Source organism: Burkholderia sp. 9779_493, assembly GCF_015712215.1.
GTDB lineage: Bacteria > Pseudomonadota > Gammaproteobacteria > Burkholderiales > Burkholderiaceae > Burkholderia > Burkholderia cenocepacia.
Genome location: NZ_JACCQA010000014.1, coordinates 137,045 through 156,956 on the forward strand (window position 1 = coordinate 137,045; position 19,912 = coordinate 156,956).

Below are 19,912 nucleotides of genomic sequence, written 5' to 3' on the forward strand. Positions count from 1 at the left end.
TCGGTACCAAGGCAGGAATCAGTTGGGGGCCGCCCACGCGCCCGACGACGCGCGGCGGCGCCGTGCGGGCACCCGTTCGTCGGGCTGGCGCGTCAGGTAGCGATTGATGCGCTGCTCGACGCGGGCGGCGGGAATGGTCAGCAGCGCGACCAGCACGACATAGACGATCGCCGCACCGGCCAGCGGTTCGTACACGCGCAACGTCTCGAAGCGCAGCGTATTGGCCGTGCCCATCACGTCGAACACGGTCACGGTCGACGCGAGGACGGTCGATTTCAGCAGCAGGATCGCCTCGCCGGTGAGCGCGGGCAGCGCAAGCCGCCACGCACGCGGGCCGACGATGCGGCGCAGCACCTGCACGCGGGTCATCCCGTATGCGTGGCCGGCCTCGATCTCGCCGGCTGGCACGCCGGCGATCGCGCCGCGCAGGATCGTCGCCACGTACGCGCTCTCGTTCACGCTCAGCGCGACGATCGCGTACCAGAACGCGTCGCGTAGCAGCGGCGACGCCCAGCTGTCGCGCATCCATTCGCGCGGGACGATCTGCCCGAATCCGTAGTACAGCAGATAGAGCTGAACGAGGAGCGGCGTGCCGCGGATCAGCATCAGCCAGCCGCGCGCGGACCAGCGCAGCGGCGCATGGCGCGCACCGGCGGCGAGCGCGAGCGGCACGCCCAGCAGCACGCTGGCCGCACCCGATACGAGCGTCAGCGCGAGCGTGGTCGGCACCGCGGCGAGCAGCTTCGGCATCACCGTGTCGAGCAGGAAAGGCAGCGAGAAGATCATGTCGTCGCGCGCCTCGTGCCGCGGTTCGCATGCCGCTCGAGCGCCGCGAAAATGCCCGTCGACGTGATGCTCAGCAGCAGGAACAGCGCGGCCGTGACCAGATAGAAGAAGACGTAGTGCCGCGTCGCACCGGCCGCGAGCTGGCTCGCCTTCAGCAGATCCGTGAACGATCCGAGCACGCTGATGAACGACGCGTCCTTGGTCGCGTTCAGCCACACGTTGCCGACGCCCGGCAGCGCGAGCCGCGCCGCGGCCGGGAGCCGGATGCGCGTGAACGTCTGCCAGGGCGTCATCCCGTACGCGTGCGCGGCTTCGATCTGGCCGACCGGCACGTTGACGAGCGCCGCGCGCAAGATGTCGGTGAGATACGCACCCTGGATGAAACCGAGCGACAGCGCGGCGACGACGAACGGGTCGAACGCGAAGTCGCCGGCTACGATGCGGCTGCCGCGCAACGCGTTCTCGATGGCCGGTGCGACCGCGTAGAACGCGAGCAGCAGGCACAACAACTCCGGCAGCGCGCGCACGAGCATCGTGTAGAGCCGCGCCAGCCACACGAGCGCCGCGTATCGCGACAGCTTGCCGAGCGCGCCGGCGATGCCGAGCAGCACGCCGGTGCAGAACGACGCGGCCGCGACGCCGAACGTCAGCGCGAACGCGCCCGCGAACACGCGGCCATAACCGCCGTCGCCGAAGGCGAGCAATGCGAGCAGCGAATCGTCCGCGGCCATGCGCTCAACGCCCCTTCTCGATCGTGCCCTTCAGGTTCGGATAGCGGGCGGTGATCGCATCCCACGTGCCGTCCTGCTGCAATTGCACGATCGCGGTCGACAGCTTGCCGCGCAGCGCATCGCCATGGCGCACGCCCGCGCCGATGCCGAGGCCCAGCACCGGATTGTCCGCGCACGTGGCCTTGACCTCGAAGTCCTTGCCGTCGCGCGACGCGAGGAACGCCGTGAACAGCCCCTTGCCTTCCTGCACGTAGTCGACGCGGCCGGACACCAGATCCGCGAGCGCATTGTCGAACTTGTCGAACGCCTTGATCTGCGCGTCCTGCTTGAAGCGGGCATCGAGGAACGCGGAGAAGTTGGTGCCGGCCTCGACGCCGATCACGCTGCCCTTGAAGGTCGCGGGCACCGCGCAGTCGACGCGGCGCCGGTCGCTTTTCGCGCCGACGAACACCGTCGGCGATTCGTAATACGCACGGCTGAAATCGATGGCTTTCTGCCGCTCGCCGGTGATCGTCATCGACGACCAGATCACGTCGATCTTGCGGTTCTGCAACGCAGGAATCAGGCCGTCCCACGCGATGTCGGTGAGCTCGCACCGCACGTTCAGCTTGCCGCACGCGGCATCGAGCACGTCGATTTCCCAGCCCTTCCACTTACCGCCGGCGTCCTTCGAAAAGAACGGCGGGTACGACTCGGCGTCGATGCCGACGCGCAACGTCGGCTGGGCCGCATGGGAAACCGGCGCGAGGCCGAGCACGAACAGCGCGGCCGCGGCACGGCGGACCCTGGAACGCATCAAACGATTCATGTGGCGCATTTCTGAAATAACGTCGGAACGACCGGCGTGGCAGCCGGCAGGAGGCGTGACTGTAATGCGCGCCGAAGCGTGTACCAAATGGTTATTTTTGCGATGGATATCTGATCGCGCGATATGCGCCGAGCCGCGCACCGGCCAACGTCCTCGCCCGGTGCGCGGGTCATCCGTTCACGCCGCCACGGCCTCGCGCCGCAACGCCGGCAGTTCCAGGTTCGCGCGGAAATCGCCGCCCACATAGTCGGTATCGAGCAGGTCGCGCCGACGCAACTCGGGCAGCAAGCCGTTGAGCAACAAGTCCTCCTGGTCCGGCTGGCCGAGCCCGTGCAGCGACAGCACGTCGACGAGCCCCGCGCGATAGCGCGTTTCGATCGCATCGGCGAGCTGCTCCGGCGTACCCGCGACGAACCAGTGCCCGGTCTCCTGCGCACGCACGATCAGCTCGCGCAGCGTCAGCCGCTGGCGCGCATAGCCGACGAAGATCGCCACGCGCCCGCGCCGGCGGTGCACGCTGTCGATCGCCGGCAGCAGCGATGCCGGCAACGGCTGGTCGAGCGGCAGGCCGCGCAGGTCGACACCGCCGCCGAGCATGTCGGCAAGCTTCAGCCTGCCCTGTTCGTAGTCGATGCGCTCATGCTTGTCGCGCAAGCGCCGCGCGACGTCGGCATCGGATTCGCCGATCACCGAATGAAACGAGTTCATCACGAGCGGCGGCCGGTCGCCGCGGCCGAATGCAGCCGCCTGCCGGTGCAGCTCGGCGACGAACGCGCGCGCATCGTCGAGCGTCGGCTGCGACGTGTAGACGACTTCCGCATACCGCGCGCCGAGCGCCACGCCGCCTGCCGACTGCCCCGCCTGAAACAGCACGGGCCGCCGTTGCGCCGAAGGCGGTACGTTCAACGGCCCCTGTACCTGGAAATGCGCGCCGCGATAGTCGATCGCGCCGAGCTTGAGCGGATCGACGGAGATGCCGCCACCCGGCCCGCGACGCGTCGCACGCGGATGGTTCGCATCGAACAGCGCGTTGACGACCTCGATGAACTCGGCCGCGCGCGCATAACGCTGCTCCGGGTCGGGCAGCGCGGCATCGCCGAAATTCTCCTCGCCGACCGACGACGTGACCGCGTTCCACGCGGCGCGGCCGCCGCTCACGTGATCGAGCGTGCCGATCAGCCGCGCGAGGTTGTACGGATGGTGATACGTCGTCGACACGGTCGCGACGAGCCCGATGGCCGAGGTCGCCTGACTCAGCGCCGCCAGCGCGACGATCGGCTCCTGGCTGCCGGTGGTCCCGGCGAGGCCGGCCGCATCGGCCTGCAGCAGATCGGCGGTAAAGAGGCCGGTGATCTTCTCGGCTTCCGCCTTGCGCGCGAGCGACGCCGCGCGCCGCACGCCCTGCCCGACATCCGCATCGCCGGGCGCGTACAGCACGCTCGCCGCGCCGACGAGCGTCTTGAGCCGTCTGCGTGCGCCGCTCATGACGCGGCTCCGGTCGTCGTGAAGGCCGTACGTCGTTCGCGTTGCTCGTTCATTCGGATTCCTCGTGATTCCGTTCGGTCGGAGAATCGGGGCATGCCTGCGGCCATCGCGACGGCGAGCGTACTCGCGCCGGAGATCGTCGGGCAGGCTCCACGCACGCGCCGCGAGGCGCGCAGCCAACGACCATAACGCAAGCCCCCCGGTCGGCCGGAACGAATATTTTCGGCTTTCGATATTCTTCTTGATTGTTTGACCGTGCGAACGACGACGCAAAATAATTCGGCATGCCAAACCCGCTGATCCGGCCGTTTCGACCCGCGCCGATCGCTTCATCATGACGTTCGACGCCATCCGCTCCCACACCGATTCGTCCGCTTTGTCCGCGTTGCCGTTCCGCTTGAGCGTGCTCGACAAGAGCCCCGTCGCGCCCGGAGAAACCGCCGCCGACGCGCTGGCGCGCAGCGTCTCGCTCGCGCGCTTCGCCGATGCGGCCGGCTATCACCGCTACTGGCTCGCCGAGCATCACAACACGGCCGCGCTCGCGTGCCCGTCGCCGGAAATCCTGATCGCGCACGTGCTCGCGCAGACGCGGCGCATTCGGGTCGGATCGGGCGGCGTGATGCTGCAGCACTACAGTCCGTACAAGATCGCGGAAAACTTCAACCTGCTCGCGTCGCTCGCGCCCGGCCGCGTCGATCTCGGCATCGGCAAGGCGCCGGGCGGCCTGCCGCTGTCGACGCGCGCGCTGCAGGACGGCTACGATCCGGCGCGACGCGCGCCCTTCGCCGATCTGGCCCACGCGCTGAATCGCCATCTCCACGGTGACGATGCGACAACCGATGCGACCGGCGAGGATGCGGCCACGCTGCATGCGACGCCGCGACCGCCAACGCCCGCGCAACCGTTCCTGCTCGGCGCGAGCGCGGAAAGCGCGACGCTCGCCGCACGGCTCGGCTGGGCGTTCGTCTACGCGTCGCACCTGAACGCATCGGCAACGGATCTGGCGCGAACGTTCGATACCTATCGGGAAGCGTCGGGCGGCCGCACGCCGCTGCTGGCCGTCTCCGCGATCGTCGCCGGCACCCGCGACGCGGCCGCGCGGCTCGCGAGCGGCCATCAGGGCTTTCGCGTGCAGGTGGGCGACACGCCGGCCGTCAACGTCGGCAGCGTCGAACAGGCACATGCGTACATCCGTCAGGCCGGCGGCGGCCCGCACCGGATCGACCCGCGCGAAACGCGCATCGTGCACGGCACGCGCGACGACGTGCTGCGCGAGTTCGACGCGTTGCATCGTCGTCACGGGATTGCCGAATTCGTCGTCGACACGCCACTCGCCGATGCCGCACCGCGGATTGCGTCGCTGCAGTTGCTGGCCGGCGCGCCCGCCGACGATCACGACGCCGCGACGGCGCGCGACGGGTGGAACGCGCGCACGACCACGCATCAACCGCACTTCGAAGGCACCGCGCCATGACCGATACGATCCGCATCGCCGGCGCGGACGACGTGCCGGCCGTCTATGCGCTGCTGCAGAACGCCTACGCGCCGCTCGCGGCGCAGGGCGTGCACTTCACGATCACGCGCTCGCCGATCGAACGCGTCGCGCAGACCATCGCGCGCGAAACGACGTTCGTGCTCGAACACGCGACACCCGACGGCCGTACCGCCCTCGCGGCCACGTTGACCGTGCGGTTTCCGTGGGTATCCGGCGAACGCCATCGCACGCCCTATCCGTTCCTGCACTGGTTCGCGGTCGCGCCCGCGTTCAAACGACAGGGATTCGGACACGCGCTGATCGCGCACGTCGAGACGCAGTTCCTGGCGTCGCAGGTGAAGGCGCCGGCGACGTATCTCGCGACCGCGACCAACCATCCATGGCTGCCGTCGTATTACGAGCGCAGCGGCTATCAGCCGTTCGACCACTCGACGAATGCGCTCGGCACGCCGCTCGTCTGGCTGAGAAAAATCCTGATCCCGGATCTCTACCCGGCCCCGACAGCGGACGATACCGCCCGGGACCACGAGCGCATCCACGCGAACGCATGACGTGACGTGCCGCGCCGGCCCACATAAACGACGCGAACCGCATCCACCGCTATCCACCTCGTAAAAGGCTTTCTCGCATGACATTCGCATTTCCGGATTCCACGCCGCGCGCGTCGCGCCGCACCGTATCGGCTGCGCTGCTGCTCGCGCTCGCGCTGCCGCATGCGGCGTTCGCCCAGGGCGCGCCCGTCGCGGGCGGCACGCTGACCTGGGGCGTCGAAACCGAGCCCCGCACGCTGAACCCGCAACTGAACGGCCAGGACAAGGTCGAGCTGCTGCTGCGCAACGCGTATGAAAGCCTGCTCGCGCAGAAGCCCGACGGCAGCTACGTCCCGTGGCTCGCGACCGGCTACAAGGTCTCCGCCGACGGCAAGACCTACACGTTCACGCTGCGCGACGGCGTGAAGTTCACCGACGGCGCGCCGTTCGACGCGAAGGCCGTCGCCCGCAATTTCCTGAACGCGCGCGAACTGTCGTATGCGGCCGGCAGCCAGCTTGCGCGGCTGATCTCGCACGTCGCCGACGTCAAGACGCCGGACGAGCACACCGTCGTCATCACGCTCGACGCGCCGTATGCGCCGTTCCTGACGTTCGCGGGCCGGCTGCCGCTGCTGTCGCCGAACGCGTTCGACCGGCCCGGCCTGAAATCCGGCGGCCCCGACATCGCGGGCACCGGCCCGTTCATCCTGCGCCGCTACGTGAAGGGCCAGGAAATCGAGTTCGCGAAGAATCCCGACTATCGCTGGGCGCCGCCGACCGCGGGCCACCAGGGCCCCGCGTATCTCGACCGGGTCGTCTACCGGTTCCTGCCCGAATCGTCGGTCCGCACCGGCGCGCTGCTGTCCGGCCAGGTCGACGTGATCGAGGGCGTGTCCGGCAACGACGCCGCGCTGATCCGCAAGAACGCCGATTTCACCTACCGCCGCGCGCTCAATACCGGCACGCCGTACTCGCTGTTCCTGAACGTCGGCTACGGCGCGACGCAGGACGTGAAGGTGCGCCGCGCGCTGCTCGAAGGGCTCGACACGACCGGCATCGTGCAGTCGATCTACCGCGGCGAGCGCACGCGCGCCTGGGGCATCACGTCGCCGATCGATCCGTTCTACGACGCGTCGATCGAAAAGACCTACGGCAACAACCCGAAGCTCGCGAACCAGTTGCTGGATGAAGCCGGCTGGAGCGCGCGCGACAGCGGCGGCTATCGCACGAAGCACGGCGAACGGCTGACGATCGCGGTCGTCCAGGCGCAGGCGACCGTGCGCGACCAGCGCGACGTGCTGCTGCAGGCGCTGCAGGCACAAGCGCGGCAACGACTGGGCGTGGACCTGAAGATTCAGTACGTCGACGACGGCACGTACGTCGAGGCGCGCAAGAGCGGCAAGTTCGGTTCGATCGCGAACTCGAACACGCCGCCGGACGGCATCGACATCGAAGGCCACTACCTGCCCGTCGATCGCGGCGGCGCGCTGAACTACAGCCGTGCGGCGGCGCCCGAGCTGACGCGCTGGCTGCAGGCGGCTGCGCGCACGCAGAACGTCGCCGAGCGCAAGAGGCTGTACGGCGAGTTGCAGCGCTTCGCGATCAACGAACAGGCGTACGCGCTGCCGCTGTACGAGCCGGAAGACCAGATCGCCGCCGCGAAGGCGGTCCAGGGCTTGCGCTTCCGCTCGTTCGCGCAGATGCCCGAGAACCCGTACGACGTGTGGGTGAAGAAGTAAGCCGACGCGTGCCGGCCTGCTTCGCCTCGCCCATCGCGCCGCCCCGACAGGAGAATCGACCATGAACCGTCCGTCGTCCGCTTTCGTCGCCGTCCCGGACGCGCGGCCTGCCGCTGCGCCGCCGGCTGCGTGGCGCCGCTGGCTGCATTCGCCGGTCGCGACGCGGCTCGCCACCGGCGCGCTCGTGCTGTGGGCCGCGGTGACGCTGTCGTTCGCGGCCGTGCATCTCGCGCCGGGCGATATCGTCGGCATCCTGATCGGCGAGCAGTTGAGTACGCCGGAGATCGAGGCCGCGATCCGCCAGGAATGGGGGCTCGACGAGCCGCTCGCGCTGCAATACCTGCATTACCTGTGGCGCGTGCTGCACGGCGAGTTCGGCCGCTCGTACATCCTCAACACCGACGTCGCGCCGCTCGTGCTCGGCCAGCTATGGCCGACGCTGAAACTGACGGGCGCGGCGCTGGTGGTGACGATCGTATTCGCGGTCGGCCTCGCGGTACTGACCGCCGGCCGACGCTGGGCCGGCCGCGCCGCATCGGGCGTCGAACTGCTGCTCGCGTCGACGCCGTCGTTCTGGCTCGGCATCATGCTGCTGTTCGTGTTCAGCTTCACGCTGAAGCTGTTCCCGGTGGCCGGCGATCGCGGCTTCGCGTCGCTCGTGCTGCCCGCGCTGTCGCTCGGGCTCGCGCAGGGCGCGGTGATCGGCCGCGTGCTGCGGCAAGGCATCGAGCGCGCGCTCGACGAGCCGTACGCGCTGACGGTGCGTTCGTGGGGCATCGGCGGGCTCGCGCTGCGGGTGCGCCATGCGCTGCGCCACGCGGCGCTGCCGGCCGTCACGCTCGCCGGCTGGCTCGTCGGCGGCTTGCTGAGCGGCGCGGTGATCACCGAGCAGGTGTTCGGCCGGCCGGGCCTCGGCAAGGTGACGGTCGACGCGGTGCTGTCGAAGGACATGCCGGTGATCCTCGCGATCGCGATCCTGTCGGCGGCCATCTACGTCACGCTCAGCACGGCCGTCGACCTGCTGTACCTGCTGATCGATCCCCGCCTGCGCGACCGCCGCGCAGCGCGCTGAACCGGAGACTTCGATGTCCACGCCCATCGACTTCACGTTGCGCACGCCCGCCACATTCGCCGCCGCCGGCTGGCTGCGCCGCCATCCGGGCCTCGCGCTCGCCGCCGTGTATCTGCTGCTGAACGCGATCGCCGTGGTCGCACCGGGCTGGCTCGCGCACTACGACCCGCTGGCGGCCGATCCGCTGTCCGCGCAGCTCGGCAGCAGCGCCGAGCACTGGCTCGGCACCGACCAGCTCGGCCGCGACATCTTCTCGCGAGTCGTGCATGGCGCCCGCTACTCGCTGTCGATCAGCGCGGCCGCGATCGGCGTCGCGACACTGTTCGGCACCGCGCTCGGGCTGTGCGCCGGTCTCGCGCGCGGCTGGCTCGATGAGCTGATCACGCGCGTGCTCGACGTCGTGTCCGCCTTCCCCGACCTGCTGCTCGCGCTGATGCTGATCTCGTTCACCGGCCCCGGCGCGGTCAACCTCGTGTTCGCGCTCGGCGTCGCGTCGGTACCGCGCTTCGCACGCGTGGTGCGGGCGCAAACCTTCGTCGTCGCGGCGTCCGGCTATGTCGAGCACGCGCGCACCCTCGGCCTCGCGCCGGCGGTACTGGTGTGGCGGCACGTGTTGCCGCATGCGATCGCGCAGGTGCCGGTCCTCGCGACGATCGGGCTGGGCACCGCGATCATCGGCACGTCGGGGTTGAGCTTTCTCGGAATGGGGCCGCAGCCGCCCGCGGCGGAATGGGGATTGATGCTCGCCGAGGGCCGCAACTATCTGTACAACGCGTGGTGGATCGCGGTGTGGCCCGGCCTCGCGATCACCGCGGCCGTGATCGCCGTGAATGCGCTCGGCGGCTACTGGCAGGCGCGCTTCGAGCACCGGGAGACAGCATGAGCACGCGCGATACCATTGCGAGCGCAACGACCGACGCCGCCGTGCCGCTGGTCCGCATCGAGCGTCTGACGATCGGGTTTCGCGGCCCGCGAGGCACCCAGCCCGTCGTCGGCCCGCTCGACCTGGCCGTGCATGCCGGCGAATGCGTCGCGCTCGTCGGCGAGTCGGGCTCCGGCAAGTCGGTCACCGCGCGCAGTCTCGTCGGACTGAGCGGTCCGCACGCGGTGATCGATGCCGCCCGGTTCGAGATCGCCGGCATCGATGCGCGCGGCCATCGCGAGCGCGACTGGCGCGCGATACGCGGCCGCCGGATCGGCTACGTGCTGCAGGACGCGCTGGTGTCGCTCGACCCGCTGTGGCGCGTGCGCGACCTCGTCGCGGAGGCGTTGCACGATACGCGCCGGCACGATGTCGCCGCGCGCAGCGCCGATCTGCTACGCGCGGTCGGCATCGACGATCCAGAGCGGCGGCTGCCGCAGTATCCGCATCAGTTATCGGGCGGCTTGCGGCAGCGCGTGCTGATCGGCACCGCGATCGCGGGCGGTGCGTCGCTGCTGATTGCCGACGAGCCGACCACGGCGCTGGACATGACCGTGCAACGTCAGATCCTGTCGCTGCTGCGTGCGCGCCGGGACGCCGGCGACGCGATCCTGCTGATCAGCCACGACCTCGCGGTCGTGGCCGATCTGGCCGACCGCGTGCTCGTGATGCGCGCGGGCCAGGTCGTCGAACAGGGGCCGGCACGCGACGTGCTGAGCGCACCGGCGCATCCGTACACGCGTGCGTTGCTCGCGGCAATTCCCACCGCCGCGTCGCGCGGGTTCCGGCTGGCGAGCGCCGAGCGCGTGCCCCTGCCGCCGAAGCGCATCGACACGCAGGCGCCGGTGCTGGCCGTCGACGCGCTGACGAAACGCTACGGCGGGCGCGATGCGCCTGCCGCCGTCGACGGCGTGTCGTTCTCCCTCGCGCGCGGCGAGACGCTCGGCATCGTCGGTGAATCCGGTTCCGGCAAATCGACGGTCGCGCGCATCGTGCTCGGGCTCGTCGAACCCGACGCCGGCACCGTCACGCTCGACGGCCGGCCATGGAACGGCATCCCCGAAGCCGCGCGGCGCACCCGCCGGGCGCGGCTGCAACTGATCGCCCAGGACCCGTACAGTTCGTTCGATCCGCGCTATTCGGTCGGCCGGATCATCGGCGAAGGGCTCGAGGTGGCCGGACTCCACGGCGACGCACGCCGCCGCCGCGTACTGCAACTGCTCGACGAAGTGCAGCTCGGCGCGGCGTGCTTCGACCGTTACCCGCGCGAATTGTCCGGCGGCCAGCGCCAGCGCGTCGCGATCGCGCGCGCGTTCGCGTCCAACCCGGCGCTGCTCGTCGCGGACGAACCGGTCAGCGCGCTCGACGTGTCGATCCAGGCGCAGGTGCTCGACCTGCTCGCCGATCTGCAGGCCGAACACGGCACCGCGATGCTGTTCATCTCGCACGACCTGGGCGTCGTGCATCACGTGGCCGACCGGATTCTCGTGATGCGGCGGGGCCGCGTGGTCGAAAGCGGGCCGGTTACGCAGGTATTCGACGCGCCGTCGCACCCGTATACCGCGTCGCTCCTCGACGCACTGCCCACGCTGCCCGGCAGCGCGGTCATCGCCCCAACCCTCACCGCGCTCGCATGACGGCTGCCTGCCCCCGTCGAACCGCCGTCACGGGCTGATCGACCACCGGTTCTCGCCGTCAAGTCCACTTCGGTGCGATCACGCGGGATCGAACCGCGCGGCAATCGCGCGTCAGCGCCCGATCGGCAACCCGGTCGGTTCGATCCAGCCGAGCTTGTACGCGATCAGCAGCGACAGGAACAGCGTGACCGACAACCCGACGCGCGCGGCGAGCGACCACGCCATCCGCTTGGACTTGCCGCGATCGTGATTCATGAAGTACAGCGCGAAGATCAAACTCGCGATGATCATCGCGAATGCCACAGAAACCAGCAGGGTTTTCATTGCCGTTGCCTTTGAAGATCCGAATCGGCCTGAATCAGTTCGGCCAGTTTTTGCCGCTCGTCGGCGACGCCGCCGACGCCCGACGCCGGCCAGTCCAGCGCGACGCCGTTGCCCAGCGAATCGCGCACGAGCGCCTGATAGCGCCGGTCGTTGATCGTGCCGTGCTCCATCGTGTCCGAGATCTCGCGCCGGAACGGCAGCGGGAAACTCGCGTACGCGCGCGACAGCGCCGCATATTGTCTCGCATCGATCTCTTTCGACGATGGTATGACAGTCCAGATCACCACGGCGACGATGGCCGTGAACGGGATCGCCGTGTAGCGCAGGATGAACTTGATCGGGGTCATGAAGCGGTGGGCAGAAGGGAATCGCAAGCGCGCGCCGCGCAGCGGCGAAACAGCCAGCCGGCGGCGCCTTCCATCATTGTACTGAAAGCACCATCCGGCCAACAGAGTATGATAATGACATTATCATGTTCATCACATGATTCGACAGCCCCGGTATCCGGTGCAAGCGGCGTGCCCGTCACGACGTCCGGCACCGGTTTCGGCCTGTGACCGCGAATCCGCGACGATCGAGCGACACCCTTATGCCAGCGCAGTACTTTCGAAACCTGACGGGAAAACACCGCAGCGCGACCGCGAACCGCCAGCTCGGGTTTTCGCTCGCGTTCGTCGCCGGCGCGGCCAATGCCGGCGGCTTTCTCGCGGTCAAGCAGTACACGTCGCACATGAGCGGCATCGTGTCGGCGATCGCCGACCAGACGGCGCTCGGCGACGTGCGGCTCGCGCTCGCCGGCATCAGCTCGCTGGGGTCGTTCCTGATCGGCGCCGCGTGCTCGGCGGTCCTCGTCAACTGGGGGCGCCGCCGCGGGCTGCACAGCCAGTTCATGCTGCCGCTGCTGATCGAAGCCGCGCTGCTGTTGCTGTTCGGGCTGCTCGGCAGCCATCTGGCCCTGTGGGAAACCTTCTTCGTGCCGGTGACCGTGACGCTGCTGTGCTTCATCATGGGGCTGCAGAACGCGACGATCACGAAACTGTCGGGCGCGGAGATCCGCACGACGCACATGACGGGCATCGTGACCGACCTCGGCATCGAGCTCGGCAAGCTGTTCTACTGGAACCGGTCGGCCATCGACGTCGACGCGCACGCGGTGATCGCCAACCGCTCGAAACTGCGGATTCACGCGACGATGCTCTCGTCGTTCTTCGTCGGCGGCCTGGCCGGCGCGATCGGCTTCAAGCGCGTGGGCTACGTGTCGACCGTGCCGCTCGCCGCGGTGCTCGTCACGCTCGCCATCGTGCCGGTGATCGACGACCTGCTCGCGCTGCTGCGCAGCAAACGCTGATCGTGCGCGACAGGCGGCGCTCGCGCGCGGTAACGCCGAAAGCGGATCGATTATAATTTGATTAACATATCGACCACCCTCGCCCCGTCATGGAAACGAAAACCGCCCGCCTGACCGTCCTGATCGATCCCGCGAAGAAGGAAGCCTTCGAGATGCTCTGCGCGGAGCAGGATCTTACGCCGTCGCAAGTCGTACGGCAGTTGATCCGCGAATATCTGGACCGGCACGGCGTCACGTACAAGACCCGGAGCGCGATCGGCAAGCGCGTGAAGTAAGCGCGGCCGCACCGGCCGCGCGCGGCACCGGCCCCGCCGGCCCGGTACCGCCCGGTACCGTTACGCGCCGATCTCCCAACGTTCGTGCGACTGCGCGCGCCAGACCAGCCGCCGCGGATCGATGCCCTCGCCGTGCTTCATGCGCCTCGCGGTGGCAGCCAGCTTCAGTTCGCCGGCCTGCGGGCACGCGAGCGCCCGCTCCAGCAGGATACGCAACGACGGCAGCCGGCTGCCGTCCTTCCATGCGAATGCGACGAAGTTGTTGTCGTCGCCGCACGGCAGCAGCGCATACGACGAACCGAATACCGACCGCAGTTGCTCGAGGTGCTGCGGCAACGCCGGATCGTCGTCCATGAAGTTGATCGCTAGCACGCCGGATGCGCTCAGGCGCGTGCGGCACGCGTCGAGGAACGTGCGGCCGGCACAGCGGCCGCGCATACCGTCGGCGACGAACGCATCGTGCAGGATCACGTCGGTCCGGACGCCCGCCCGCTCCAGATGATCCGCGCCGTCCGCGCATACCACGCTGAACCGCGCATCATCGGCAGGAATCCTGAACACGTCGCGCAGCGCGATCACGTCCGGATTGATCTCGACCGCATCGATCGTCGTGCCGGGCAGGTGACGGTAGCAGTACTTCGCGAGCGAACCGCCGCCGAGCCCGAGCATGCAGATGTGTGCAGGCTCGGGCTGCAGCAGCAGGAAACCCATCATCACGCGCGTATAACCCAGCTCCAGCCGCATCGGATCGCGCAGCGACATGAAGCTCTGCGTGCCGAAATGATCGAAGTGCAGCGACACCGCATGCTGCGTCCGCAGCACGAAAGGCCGGCCGTCGTTCAGCGGCGTCGCCAGGAACCTGACGAACGCGTCATAGGAAGTTCGATCCTCGGCCATGTGCGGGTAGTCGGATGAAAACGCGGCGGATGAAAACGCGAAGGCAACGGTCGCCTGAACCGCGCGCTCAGACCTTCTTCAGGTAGCACGCCTTCAGCATGAAGCCGCCCATGTCGGTCTTGCAGTCGACTTCGTGATCGCCGCCGACGAGCCGGATGCTCTTGACCTTGGTGCCCATCTTCAGCGTGATCGACGAGCCCTTCACACGCAGATCCTTGATCAGCACGACCGAATCGCCGTCCGACAGCACGTTGCCGTTCGCGTCCTTGACGACGTCGCCCGCCGGTTCGTCACCGGCCTCGGCGCCGGCGTCGGCCGACCATTCGTGGCCGCAGTCCGCGCAGACGGTCAGCGCACCGTCCGGGTAAGTGTTTTCCATTGCACATTTCGGGCAGGCGGGGGCATTCATTGCGGCTTCCATTCGGGGAGGAGTTCGATGATGCCGGGCGAGCAGGTTGCGCGCCCGGATGCGGGCGACACGCCCGCCGGCAACGCCGCGGGCCGGCATCGGCGCACACCGCATTATAATGCAATTCACATGATCTGGCCGATGCATTATAATCACGCACTTCCCGACAATCCGCGCACTTGAATGCGCCTTCGCAGCGGATGTCGGCATGTTCGCGCCGGATGGCGCGCGCACTCCGCCCGGCCGGTGCCCGCGACCCTGCGGGAGAAATCGTGAATACCGGCCGTCCGATGTCCGCAACACGTGCGCAACCGTGCATGGCGCGCACCGCCCCGCCCACCTGTCCGGAGGCTTTCCAGCATCGTGGCAATCGTTGTGTACGTTCAAATCGGCCCCGCATGGAACCGCAATCGCGGCCGCGCCGCGCGCGACGCGACCGTCGCCGCGGCACGCCGTTTCGACAGCGACATCCAGCTGATCGCGAACGGGCACAGCAGCAACGCAAAAGACGGCGGCGCGATCGCGTCGCTGCAGGTTCACGGCGGCACGTCGGCCCAGGTGCTCGCCACCGGCCCCGACGAGGAGGCCGCGCTGCAGGCGCTGCTGCCGTTGCTGCAGGCAAGCTGACGCCTGCGCCGCCGATCCCGCGGCCATGCGCCGTCCACCCCGACACCCCATTTCCCGAGGAAGCGATGAACGACAATCTCACGTCCAACACCCCCAACCTGTCGGCCTCCGCGATCTGGGCGCTCGAACGGCTCGCCGATGTTCGCTACGGCCGCGACGCGCCGGCGCTCGGCTGGTCGATCGCGCGGGAACTCGTCAGCGCCGGGTTCGTCAGCCATCCCGCGCACGGCCGCTCCGGCGCATCGATCACGGCCGAAGGACGCTCCTTCCTGAAAAGCCGCAAATAACGCGCGCCGGCAACCGGGCTCAGAACCGGTGCCGGATGCCGACGATCGCGAGCAACTGCGAATTCGTGCCGGCATCGACGTTGTACGACCCGATCACGGCCTGGGCCGGCCCGGTTCCGTTGAAGCCGTTCGCGTGCTGGTAGCCGACCGTCGTATAGAGATCGGTGCGCTTGCTCAGCAGATAGTCGACGCCGGCATTGACCTGGTGATAGCGCGCGGACGAATCGCCGCCCGACCACGTGAAGTTGTAGCCGACGATCGTCAGCAGCGACGGCAGCGCCTGCCATTGCGCGAACGCCGAACCGTTCCGGTAGCGCTGCGCGTGCATGAACGTCGACGACGCGTCGGGCCGGTATTCGCTGAAGCTGAACGCCGCGCCGACGGTCACGTTGCCGATCGCATACTGCACCCCGGCGCGCGCGACTTCGATCGACCGCGCCGACGCATACGCGCGGTTCACCGCGCTGTTGAAGAACGAATCGGCCGACGATGCGCCGCGCGTCGAACGGAGCGCGTTGCCGTTGTCGACGTGCAGGTAGCCGGCCGCCGCGCTCAGCGGACCGTCCGCATAGCCGAATGCGCCGGCATACGCGAGCCCCGACCCCGATGCGCCGGCCACGCCGCCGGGCGACACCATCGCCGCAACCGTCACGCCGTGCCACGCCGCGCTTGTCCATTTGACCGCGTTGCTGAACGTCACGCTGCTGTCGTAGTTGTCGACGTCGCCGGGCGGCGCGAAGAGCCCGCTGAACGCGTCGGCCGTGATCGGCTGCACGAGATCCGTCACCGGATCGTTCTGCCGACCGAGCGTCAGCGTGCCCCACGTCGCGGACGCGACGCCGACGAACGCTTTCGAGCCGAACAGCCGGCCGCCGTCGAGCTGGCCGGTCCCGACGTCGAAATTGTTCTCGAGCGTGAAGATCGCGTTCATGTTGCCGCCGAGCGCCTCGCTGCCGGTCAATCCCCATTCGTTCGCCGACAACGCGCCCGACGACATCGATACGCGCGACTTCCCGGCTTCCGCGTGGTTCAGATACGCGACACCCGTATCGATCGTGCCGTACAGCGTGACCGAACCCTCCGCGCGCGCGGCGACGGAAAGCGCGGCCGCCACGGCAGCGCCTGCAATCAGCATGCAATTTTTCATCGTATTGTTGGATAAGTAGTGCGAATCGATTTGAACGGACGTCGATGCGGCGTCGGCCGTGCATCGCGCGCCGGATCGCGGCATCCGATGCGCACGGCGCGCACGCCCGGGCACGGAGCGTGCGCGCGCGGACACCGGTCACACAGGTTCGCCCGTCACGACGGGCGCGGTTCGATCAGGCGCCGTCGCAGCTGAACCGGTAGCTGTCGTCGAGCTTTTTCGCCAGCACGAGCGTGCGCATGTTGAGCGCGCGCGCCGCATTGCACAGCGTGCGTTGCCCGCTCGGCGTCCGGTATTTGCCCGCATACTCGGCGTTCAGCACCGGCTTGTTCTTCGACGTGAACACCGTGTAGCCGTCGCACTCCTTCTGCTCGTTGCATTCCTCGTTCACCGCGAAGTCGAACGACGGTTCGAGCGCCACGAGCTGATCGACGTCGTTCTTCAGCCCGACCGCCAGATTGCGCTTGTGCGCCTCGTTCGCGATGAACACGTTGAACGCGTACTGATCGGTGTCCTGCAACGGGAAACCGGTGTCGTTCGCATAGCCGTCGACGTTGTCCGGCTCGACGCCGTCGCATCCCTTCGCCACCGCGCGGTCGAGGCGGGCCGTCATGATCTCGCGCACGTTGCTCGAACGGATGTCGAGCCAGCGCTCGCCCTCCCAGTCGTCGAGCTCGTTGCCCTGGTCGGACGCCTTGAACTTCGAGAAATCGGGCCGCCAGTTCTCCGAACTGCCCGCGGAGAAATAACAGACGACCTTGCGCCCCGCCTGCTTGAGCGCCGCGATCGTCGCCGCGTCGGTATCGAACAGGTCGATGTCGTAGATGGCCACGTTGTACGACGTATTGAGCTTGCCCTTGAGCTGCCATTGCCACGTATCGCCCACCGCCGGCGTCCAGTGCGACGCGGCGCGCGCGGGCGCCGCCACGGCCGGCGGCGACGCGGCAAAGGCCTTCGCCGACAACGGATCGGACGACCCGTCGCCGCAGGCCTGCAGGATCGAGGCGCACAGCGCGAGCGCCGCGACACCGGAAAGGTTGCGTGCAATTTTTTTCATCGAAGCATCTCCAGTGGAGGGATCGGAATGACGAATGGAACTGCGCGTTGCGGAACTGCCGGTTGCCCGGTGATGCGCGACGACACGTGGCCCGGGCGGTGGTACGCGGTGTTGCGGGGTGACGCTCACGCGTCGAGCGGCTCGGCGCGCAGCAGCGCCGCATGCTCGAAGCGCAATGCGATCGCGTCGTGCCCCGGCGCGATGCGGCCGACCTCGCGATTGCCGTTCGCGTAATCGACGATCCGGTATGACCGGCCGGGCTGCAGGCCGCGCAGCGCGACCGGGCCGCTCCAGCGCTCGGCGTAGAACGCGTAATGCAGCACGCCGTCCTTTTCCACGACGTGAGCCTCGGGCTTGTCGAACGCGATGTCGTACAGCTCGCCGCGATAGCGGCCCTCGGCGAGCCGGTGCGCGTTGTAGATCTCGACCCAGTGCCGCCATGCCTGCTCGTGCTCGGGCGTCAGCAGGAACGAGTCCTTCGGTTTCGGATCGACGGGCCACGTGAACTTCGTCGAGATCACCGCGCCGACGCCCACCGCTGACGCGAAATCGCGGCCGCCGTCGCTCAGTTCGACGTGATCGCCCGCGTACGCGGACGATGCGCCCATCAGCGCCTTCAGCGTCTTGCCCTTGTGGCGCACCTGCCAGCTCGACAGCGGATCGGACGCCGGCGCCTGGTCGATGTAGCGCATGTTGTGGAACGCGTACGCGGTGCCGCACGGGCACACTTCGACGACCGCATCCGGCTTGATCGCATGCGCGGCGTCATGGAACACGCGGTAGAAATCGGCGAGGTACTCGACCGAATCCTCCGGCCGCGCATGCCGGTGCGCGGGGTTGTAGCACGGCGCGACGCCGTTCAGGTGCTGGCCGTCGATCTTCACGCCGTCGAAGCCCCACTCGCCGATCACCTTCTTCATCAGTGCGGCGATGTGCGCCTGCGTCTTCTCGTAGGCCGGGCACAGATAGAAGCTGTTCCACCAGGTGATCGCCTGCGGTGCGCCGTCCGCGTCGAGCAGCAGCATGTCGGTGTGGTCGTGCAGTTCGTCGCTGCCCGGCGCGACCGCGAGCGGCGCGATCCACAGCCGCGCCTTCTGGCCGCGCGCATGGATGTCGTCGACGAGCGCCTTCATGTCCGCGTCGCCGGCCGGGAATTTCGCGCGGTCGGGCACCCAGTCGCCGGTGCGCCGCTGCCAGCCGTCGTCGAGCACCGCCCACTTGAAGCCGAGTTCCTGCACCTTCGGCAGCGTCGCGCGCACGTAGTCGAGGCTGAACTGACGCTCGTAGCCCCACGCGCACCAGATCGGCTCGTACGCGCTCGCCGGCGGCCGCGGCGCATGGAAACCCTGCGCGCCCATCATCTGCCGGTACGTATCGAGCGCGACGAAATAGTCGCCGTCGTGCAGCATCACGAAGGCGGTCGGCGTATCGAGCGTCGCGCCCGGCGCGAGCGTGACCGTCTGCTCGCCGCGCAGGCCGAGCGAGACTTCGTCGCGCACCGCCTTCACCGGCAGCGATACGAGGCGCGGCACGATGTCGAGGTGACCGAGCGCGATGCCCTGGTCGCGCCGCCACACGTCGACGACCGGCGTGCCGCCGCCATAGTCCGACGCGTTCATGCCCATGAAATTGCGCTGATCGAAGCCGGCCTTGACCGGCTGCACCCAGTCGCGCCGGTCCGCGTGGCTCGCGCCCGAATAGGTCCAGTAGCCGCCCGCGCCGGCCGCGGCCGGCAGCAGCCGGTGCGCGGCGACGTTCCATGCGCGGACGTCGGTCGGCTGCGTGCCGACGTTGCGGAACTGCGTGTCGAGCAGCGCGACGCCCGGCCGCGCGTCGAGCAACGTGATGCGCACCGTCTTCTCGAAGCCGTGCGCCGACCGGCCCACCAGCCGCAGTTGCCGCCCCGCGCCGAAGGCGGTGGAGACGTCCGCATGCACGGCGTCGACGAGCGCGAAGCGATCGATCGTGCGCACCGGCCGCGTGTCGGGCGCGGGGCCGTCCGAGGTCGGCGCCGGCGCCGGGCCGATCAGTTGCTCGAGCGTCTCGCTCGCATCGAAGCGGGTCAGCGCACGCGTGCCGCCGCCGCGACGCACGGCCAGCCGGCTGCGCATCGCCGGATCGAACTCGATCACGAGCCGGTCGTCACGCAGCGCGACGCGCGACGGCTCGCCGCCGCGGGCATCGCGCACGCCGACGCCGACCAGAATCGGGCTCGCCGCGCCGGCGGCCAGCCACTGCACGAACGCGCGCCGGGTGGTCATGGACGCACCTCGCGACGCAACGGCACGCAGCGCGCCGCGCTGCCGGCACGCCGGGCAGGCAGTGGAAATCGAAAG

The 19,912-nt window shown here is 68.7% G+C and carries 21 protein-coding genes; 10 read left to right on the top strand and 11 right to left on the bottom strand.

What is annotated here, in order from left to right; genetic code table 11:
• Window positions 1–18: 18 nt before the first annotated feature.
• From H0X95_RS16695 to H0X95_RS16710, 4 genes are all read right to left on the bottom strand, one after another.
• On the bottom strand, window positions 19–786 hold the full coding sequence (locus H0X95_RS16695; RefSeq protein WP_059722963.1) for an ABC transporter permease: 768 nt from the start codon (window positions 784–786) through the stop codon (window positions 19–21).
• The gene (locus H0X95_RS16700) at window positions 783–1,517 is read right to left on the bottom strand and encodes an ABC transporter permease (protein WP_059722962.1); all 735 of its coding nucleotides are present in this window, start codon (window positions 1,515–1,517) and stop codon (window positions 783–785) included. The genes H0X95_RS16695 and H0X95_RS16700 overlap by 4 nt, the downstream gene beginning before the upstream one ends.
• A gap of 4 nt (window positions 1,518–1,521) precedes the next feature.
• On the bottom strand, window positions 1,522–2,325 hold the full coding sequence (locus H0X95_RS16705; RefSeq protein ID WP_059723104.1) for a transporter substrate-binding domain-containing protein: 804 nt from the start codon (window positions 2,323–2,325) through the stop codon (window positions 1,522–1,524).
• Window positions 2,326–2,502: 177 nt separating this feature from the next.
• Complete coding sequence (locus H0X95_RS16710; protein ID WP_058903637.1) at window positions 2,503–3,810, bottom strand: NtaA/DmoA family FMN-dependent monooxygenase; 1,308 nt, start codon at window positions 3,808–3,810, stop codon at window positions 2,503–2,505.
• Window positions 3,811–4,144: 334 nt separating this feature from the next.
• Between H0X95_RS16710 and H0X95_RS16715 the strand changes: the two genes are divergently transcribed.
• The 6 genes from H0X95_RS16715 (at window position 4,145) to H0X95_RS16740 (ending at window position 11,205) form a co-directional block, all read left to right on the top strand.
• Window positions 4,145–5,284, top strand: a complete 1,140-nt coding sequence (locus tag H0X95_RS16715; RefSeq protein WP_063889502.1) for an MsnO8 family LLM class oxidoreductase — start codon at window positions 4,145–4,147, stop codon at window positions 5,282–5,284.
• On the top strand, window positions 5,281–5,856 hold the full coding sequence (locus tag H0X95_RS16720; protein WP_058903638.1) for a GNAT family N-acetyltransferase: 576 nt from the start codon (window positions 5,281–5,283) through the stop codon (window positions 5,854–5,856). The genes H0X95_RS16715 and H0X95_RS16720 overlap by 4 nt, the downstream gene beginning before the upstream one ends.
• Before the next feature lie 77 nt (window positions 5,857–5,933).
• Complete coding sequence (locus tag H0X95_RS16725; RefSeq protein WP_059722960.1) at window positions 5,934–7,574, top strand: ABC transporter substrate-binding protein; 1,641 nt, start codon at window positions 5,934–5,936, stop codon at window positions 7,572–7,574.
• A 61-nt stretch (window positions 7,575–7,635) separates the two neighbouring features.
• Window positions 7,636–8,646 carry an ABC transporter permease gene (locus tag H0X95_RS16730; RefSeq protein WP_006498243.1) on the top strand — a complete coding sequence of 337 codons (1,011 nt, stop codon included), beginning with the start codon at window positions 7,636–7,638 and terminating at the stop codon, window positions 8,644–8,646.
• Between the two features lie 13 nt (window positions 8,647–8,659).
• A complete protein-coding gene (locus H0X95_RS16735) occupies window positions 8,660–9,529 on the top strand; it encodes an ABC transporter permease (RefSeq protein WP_077175850.1) in 870 nt (289 codons plus the stop codon).
• Window positions 9,526–11,205, top strand: a complete 1,680-nt coding sequence (locus tag H0X95_RS16740) for a dipeptide ABC transporter ATP-binding protein (RefSeq protein WP_059722958.1) — start codon at window positions 9,526–9,528, stop codon at window positions 11,203–11,205. The genes H0X95_RS16735 and H0X95_RS16740 overlap by 4 nt, the downstream gene beginning before the upstream one ends.
• 111 nt (window positions 11,206–11,316) lie before the next feature.
• Here the strand turns inward: H0X95_RS16740 and H0X95_RS16745 are convergent, their stop codons facing one another.
• Both H0X95_RS16745 and H0X95_RS16750 read right to left on the bottom strand, forming a co-directional pair.
• Window positions 11,317–11,529, bottom strand: coding sequence for a twin transmembrane helix small protein (locus H0X95_RS16745; protein WP_006489184.1), 213 nt, complete (start codon window positions 11,527–11,529; stop codon window positions 11,317–11,319).
• A complete protein-coding gene (locus H0X95_RS16750; RefSeq protein WP_006489163.1) occupies window positions 11,526–11,876 on the bottom strand; it encodes a hypothetical protein in 351 nt (116 codons plus the stop codon). The genes H0X95_RS16745 and H0X95_RS16750 overlap by 4 nt, the downstream gene beginning before the upstream one ends.
• A gap of 242 nt (window positions 11,877–12,118) precedes the next feature.
• Here H0X95_RS16750 and H0X95_RS16755 point away from each other — a divergent pair, with 242 nt between their 5' ends.
• Complete coding sequence (locus H0X95_RS16755) at window positions 12,119–12,877, top strand: YoaK family protein (protein WP_059722956.1); 759 nt, start codon at window positions 12,119–12,121, stop codon at window positions 12,875–12,877.
• An 89-nt stretch (window positions 12,878–12,966) separates the two neighbouring features.
• The gene (locus tag H0X95_RS16760) at window positions 12,967–13,152 is read left to right on the top strand and encodes a ribbon-helix-helix protein, CopG family (RefSeq protein WP_006489181.1); all 186 of its coding nucleotides are present in this window, start codon (window positions 12,967–12,969) and stop codon (window positions 13,150–13,152) included.
• 60 nt (window positions 13,153–13,212) lie between these two features.
• On the opposite strand, the gene H0X95_RS16765 is transcribed toward H0X95_RS16760, so the two are convergent.
• Window positions 13,213–14,049: a hypothetical protein gene (locus tag H0X95_RS16765; RefSeq protein ID WP_059722954.1), complete on the bottom strand. Its 837-nt coding sequence runs from the start codon at window positions 14,047–14,049 to the stop codon at window positions 13,213–13,215.
• A 67-nt stretch (window positions 14,050–14,116) separates the two neighbouring features.
• Window positions 14,117–14,470 (bottom strand): zinc ribbon domain-containing protein YjdM, encoded by a 354-nt coding sequence (locus H0X95_RS16770; RefSeq protein ID WP_372585097.1) that lies wholly within the window; start codon window positions 14,468–14,470, stop codon window positions 14,117–14,119.
• Between the two features lie 351 nt (window positions 14,471–14,821).
• Here H0X95_RS16770 and H0X95_RS35975 point away from each other — a divergent pair, with 351 nt between their 5' ends.
• Both H0X95_RS35975 and H0X95_RS16780 read left to right on the top strand, forming a co-directional pair.
• Complete coding sequence (locus H0X95_RS35975) at window positions 14,822–15,085, top strand: HPr family phosphocarrier protein (protein ID WP_227739741.1); 264 nt, start codon at window positions 14,822–14,824, stop codon at window positions 15,083–15,085.
• 65 nt (window positions 15,086–15,150) lie between these two features.
• The gene (locus H0X95_RS16780; protein ID WP_006489160.1) at window positions 15,151–15,372 is read left to right on the top strand and encodes a hypothetical protein; all 222 of its coding nucleotides are present in this window, start codon (window positions 15,151–15,153) and stop codon (window positions 15,370–15,372) included.
• A 19-nt stretch (window positions 15,373–15,391) separates the two neighbouring features.
• Here the strand turns inward: H0X95_RS16780 and H0X95_RS16785 are convergent, their stop codons facing one another.
• The 3 genes from H0X95_RS16785 to H0X95_RS16795 all read right to left on the bottom strand — a co-directional run bounded on the left by H0X95_RS16785 (window position 15,392) and on the right by H0X95_RS16795 (window position 19,837).
• A complete protein-coding gene (locus H0X95_RS16785; RefSeq protein ID WP_196446119.1) occupies window positions 15,392–16,519 on the bottom strand; it encodes a porin in 1,128 nt (375 codons plus the stop codon).
• A gap of 175 nt (window positions 16,520–16,694) precedes the next feature.
• A complete protein-coding gene (locus H0X95_RS16790; protein WP_059722950.1) occupies window positions 16,695–17,576 on the bottom strand; it encodes an endo alpha-1,4 polygalactosaminidase in 882 nt (293 codons plus the stop codon).
• Window positions 17,577–17,701: 125 nt separating this feature from the next.
• The gene (locus H0X95_RS16795; RefSeq protein ID WP_059722948.1) at window positions 17,702–19,837 is read right to left on the bottom strand and encodes a glycoside hydrolase family 36 protein; all 2,136 of its coding nucleotides are present in this window, start codon (window positions 19,835–19,837) and stop codon (window positions 17,702–17,704) included.
• Between the last annotated feature and the right edge of the window lie 75 nt (window positions 19,838–19,912).

What these genes read in the sequence shown, in the direction of transcription:
- H0X95_RS16695 (WP_059722963.1), bottom strand. Translation starts at nt 786, where the DNA reads ATGATCTTCTCGCTGCCTTTCCTGCTCGACACGGTGATGCCGAAGCTG.
- H0X95_RS16700 (WP_059722962.1), bottom strand. Translation starts at nt 1,517, where the DNA reads ATGGCCGCGGACGATTCGCTGCTCGCATTGCTCGCCTTCGGCGACGGC.
- H0X95_RS16705 (WP_059723104.1), bottom strand. Translation starts at nt 2,325, where the DNA reads ATGAATCGTTTGATGCGTTCCAGGGTCCGCCGTGCCGCGGCCGCGCTG.
- H0X95_RS16710 (WP_058903637.1), bottom strand. Translation starts at nt 3,810, where the DNA reads ATGAGCGGCGCACGCAGACGGCTCAAGACGCTCGTCGGCGCGGCGAGC.
- H0X95_RS16715 (WP_063889502.1), top strand. Translation starts at nt 4,145, where the DNA reads ATGACGTTCGACGCCATCCGCTCCCACACCGATTCGTCCGCTTTGTCC.
- H0X95_RS16720 (WP_058903638.1), top strand. Translation starts at nt 5,281, where the DNA reads ATGACCGATACGATCCGCATCGCCGGCGCGGACGACGTGCCGGCCGTC.
- H0X95_RS16725 (WP_059722960.1), top strand. Translation starts at nt 5,934, where the DNA reads ATGACATTCGCATTTCCGGATTCCACGCCGCGCGCGTCGCGCCGCACC.
- H0X95_RS16730 (WP_006498243.1), top strand. Translation starts at nt 7,636, where the DNA reads ATGAACCGTCCGTCGTCCGCTTTCGTCGCCGTCCCGGACGCGCGGCCT.
- H0X95_RS16735 (WP_077175850.1), top strand. Translation starts at nt 8,660, where the DNA reads ATGTCCACGCCCATCGACTTCACGTTGCGCACGCCCGCCACATTCGCC.
- H0X95_RS16740 (WP_059722958.1), top strand. Translation starts at nt 9,526, where the DNA reads ATGAGCACGCGCGATACCATTGCGAGCGCAACGACCGACGCCGCCGTG.
- H0X95_RS16745 (WP_006489184.1), bottom strand. Translation starts at nt 11,529, where the DNA reads ATGAAAACCCTGCTGGTTTCTGTGGCATTCGCGATGATCATCGCGAGT.
- H0X95_RS16750 (WP_006489163.1), bottom strand. Translation starts at nt 11,876, where the DNA reads ATGACCCCGATCAAGTTCATCCTGCGCTACACGGCGATCCCGTTCACG.
- H0X95_RS16755 (WP_059722956.1), top strand. Translation starts at nt 12,119, where the DNA reads ATGCCAGCGCAGTACTTTCGAAACCTGACGGGAAAACACCGCAGCGCG.
- H0X95_RS16760 (WP_006489181.1), top strand. Translation starts at nt 12,967, where the DNA reads ATGGAAACGAAAACCGCCCGCCTGACCGTCCTGATCGATCCCGCGAAG.
- H0X95_RS16765 (WP_059722954.1), bottom strand. Translation starts at nt 14,049, where the DNA reads ATGGCCGAGGATCGAACTTCCTATGACGCGTTCGTCAGGTTCCTGGCG.
- H0X95_RS16770 (WP_372585097.1), bottom strand. Translation starts at nt 14,470, where the DNA reads ATGGAAGCCGCAATGAATGCCCCCGCCTGCCCGAAATGTGCAATGGAA.
- H0X95_RS16780 (WP_006489160.1), top strand. Translation starts at nt 15,151, where the DNA reads ATGAACGACAATCTCACGTCCAACACCCCCAACCTGTCGGCCTCCGCG.
- H0X95_RS16785 (WP_196446119.1), bottom strand. Translation starts at nt 16,519, where the DNA reads ATGAAAAATTGCATGCTGATTGCAGGCGCTGCCGTGGCGGCCGCGCTT.
- H0X95_RS16790 (WP_059722950.1), bottom strand. Translation starts at nt 17,576, where the DNA reads ATGAAAAAAATTGCACGCAACCTTTCCGGTGTCGCGGCGCTCGCGCTG.
- H0X95_RS16795 (WP_059722948.1), bottom strand. Translation starts at nt 19,837, where the DNA reads ATGACCACCCGGCGCGCGTTCGTGCAGTGGCTGGCCGCCGGCGCGGCG.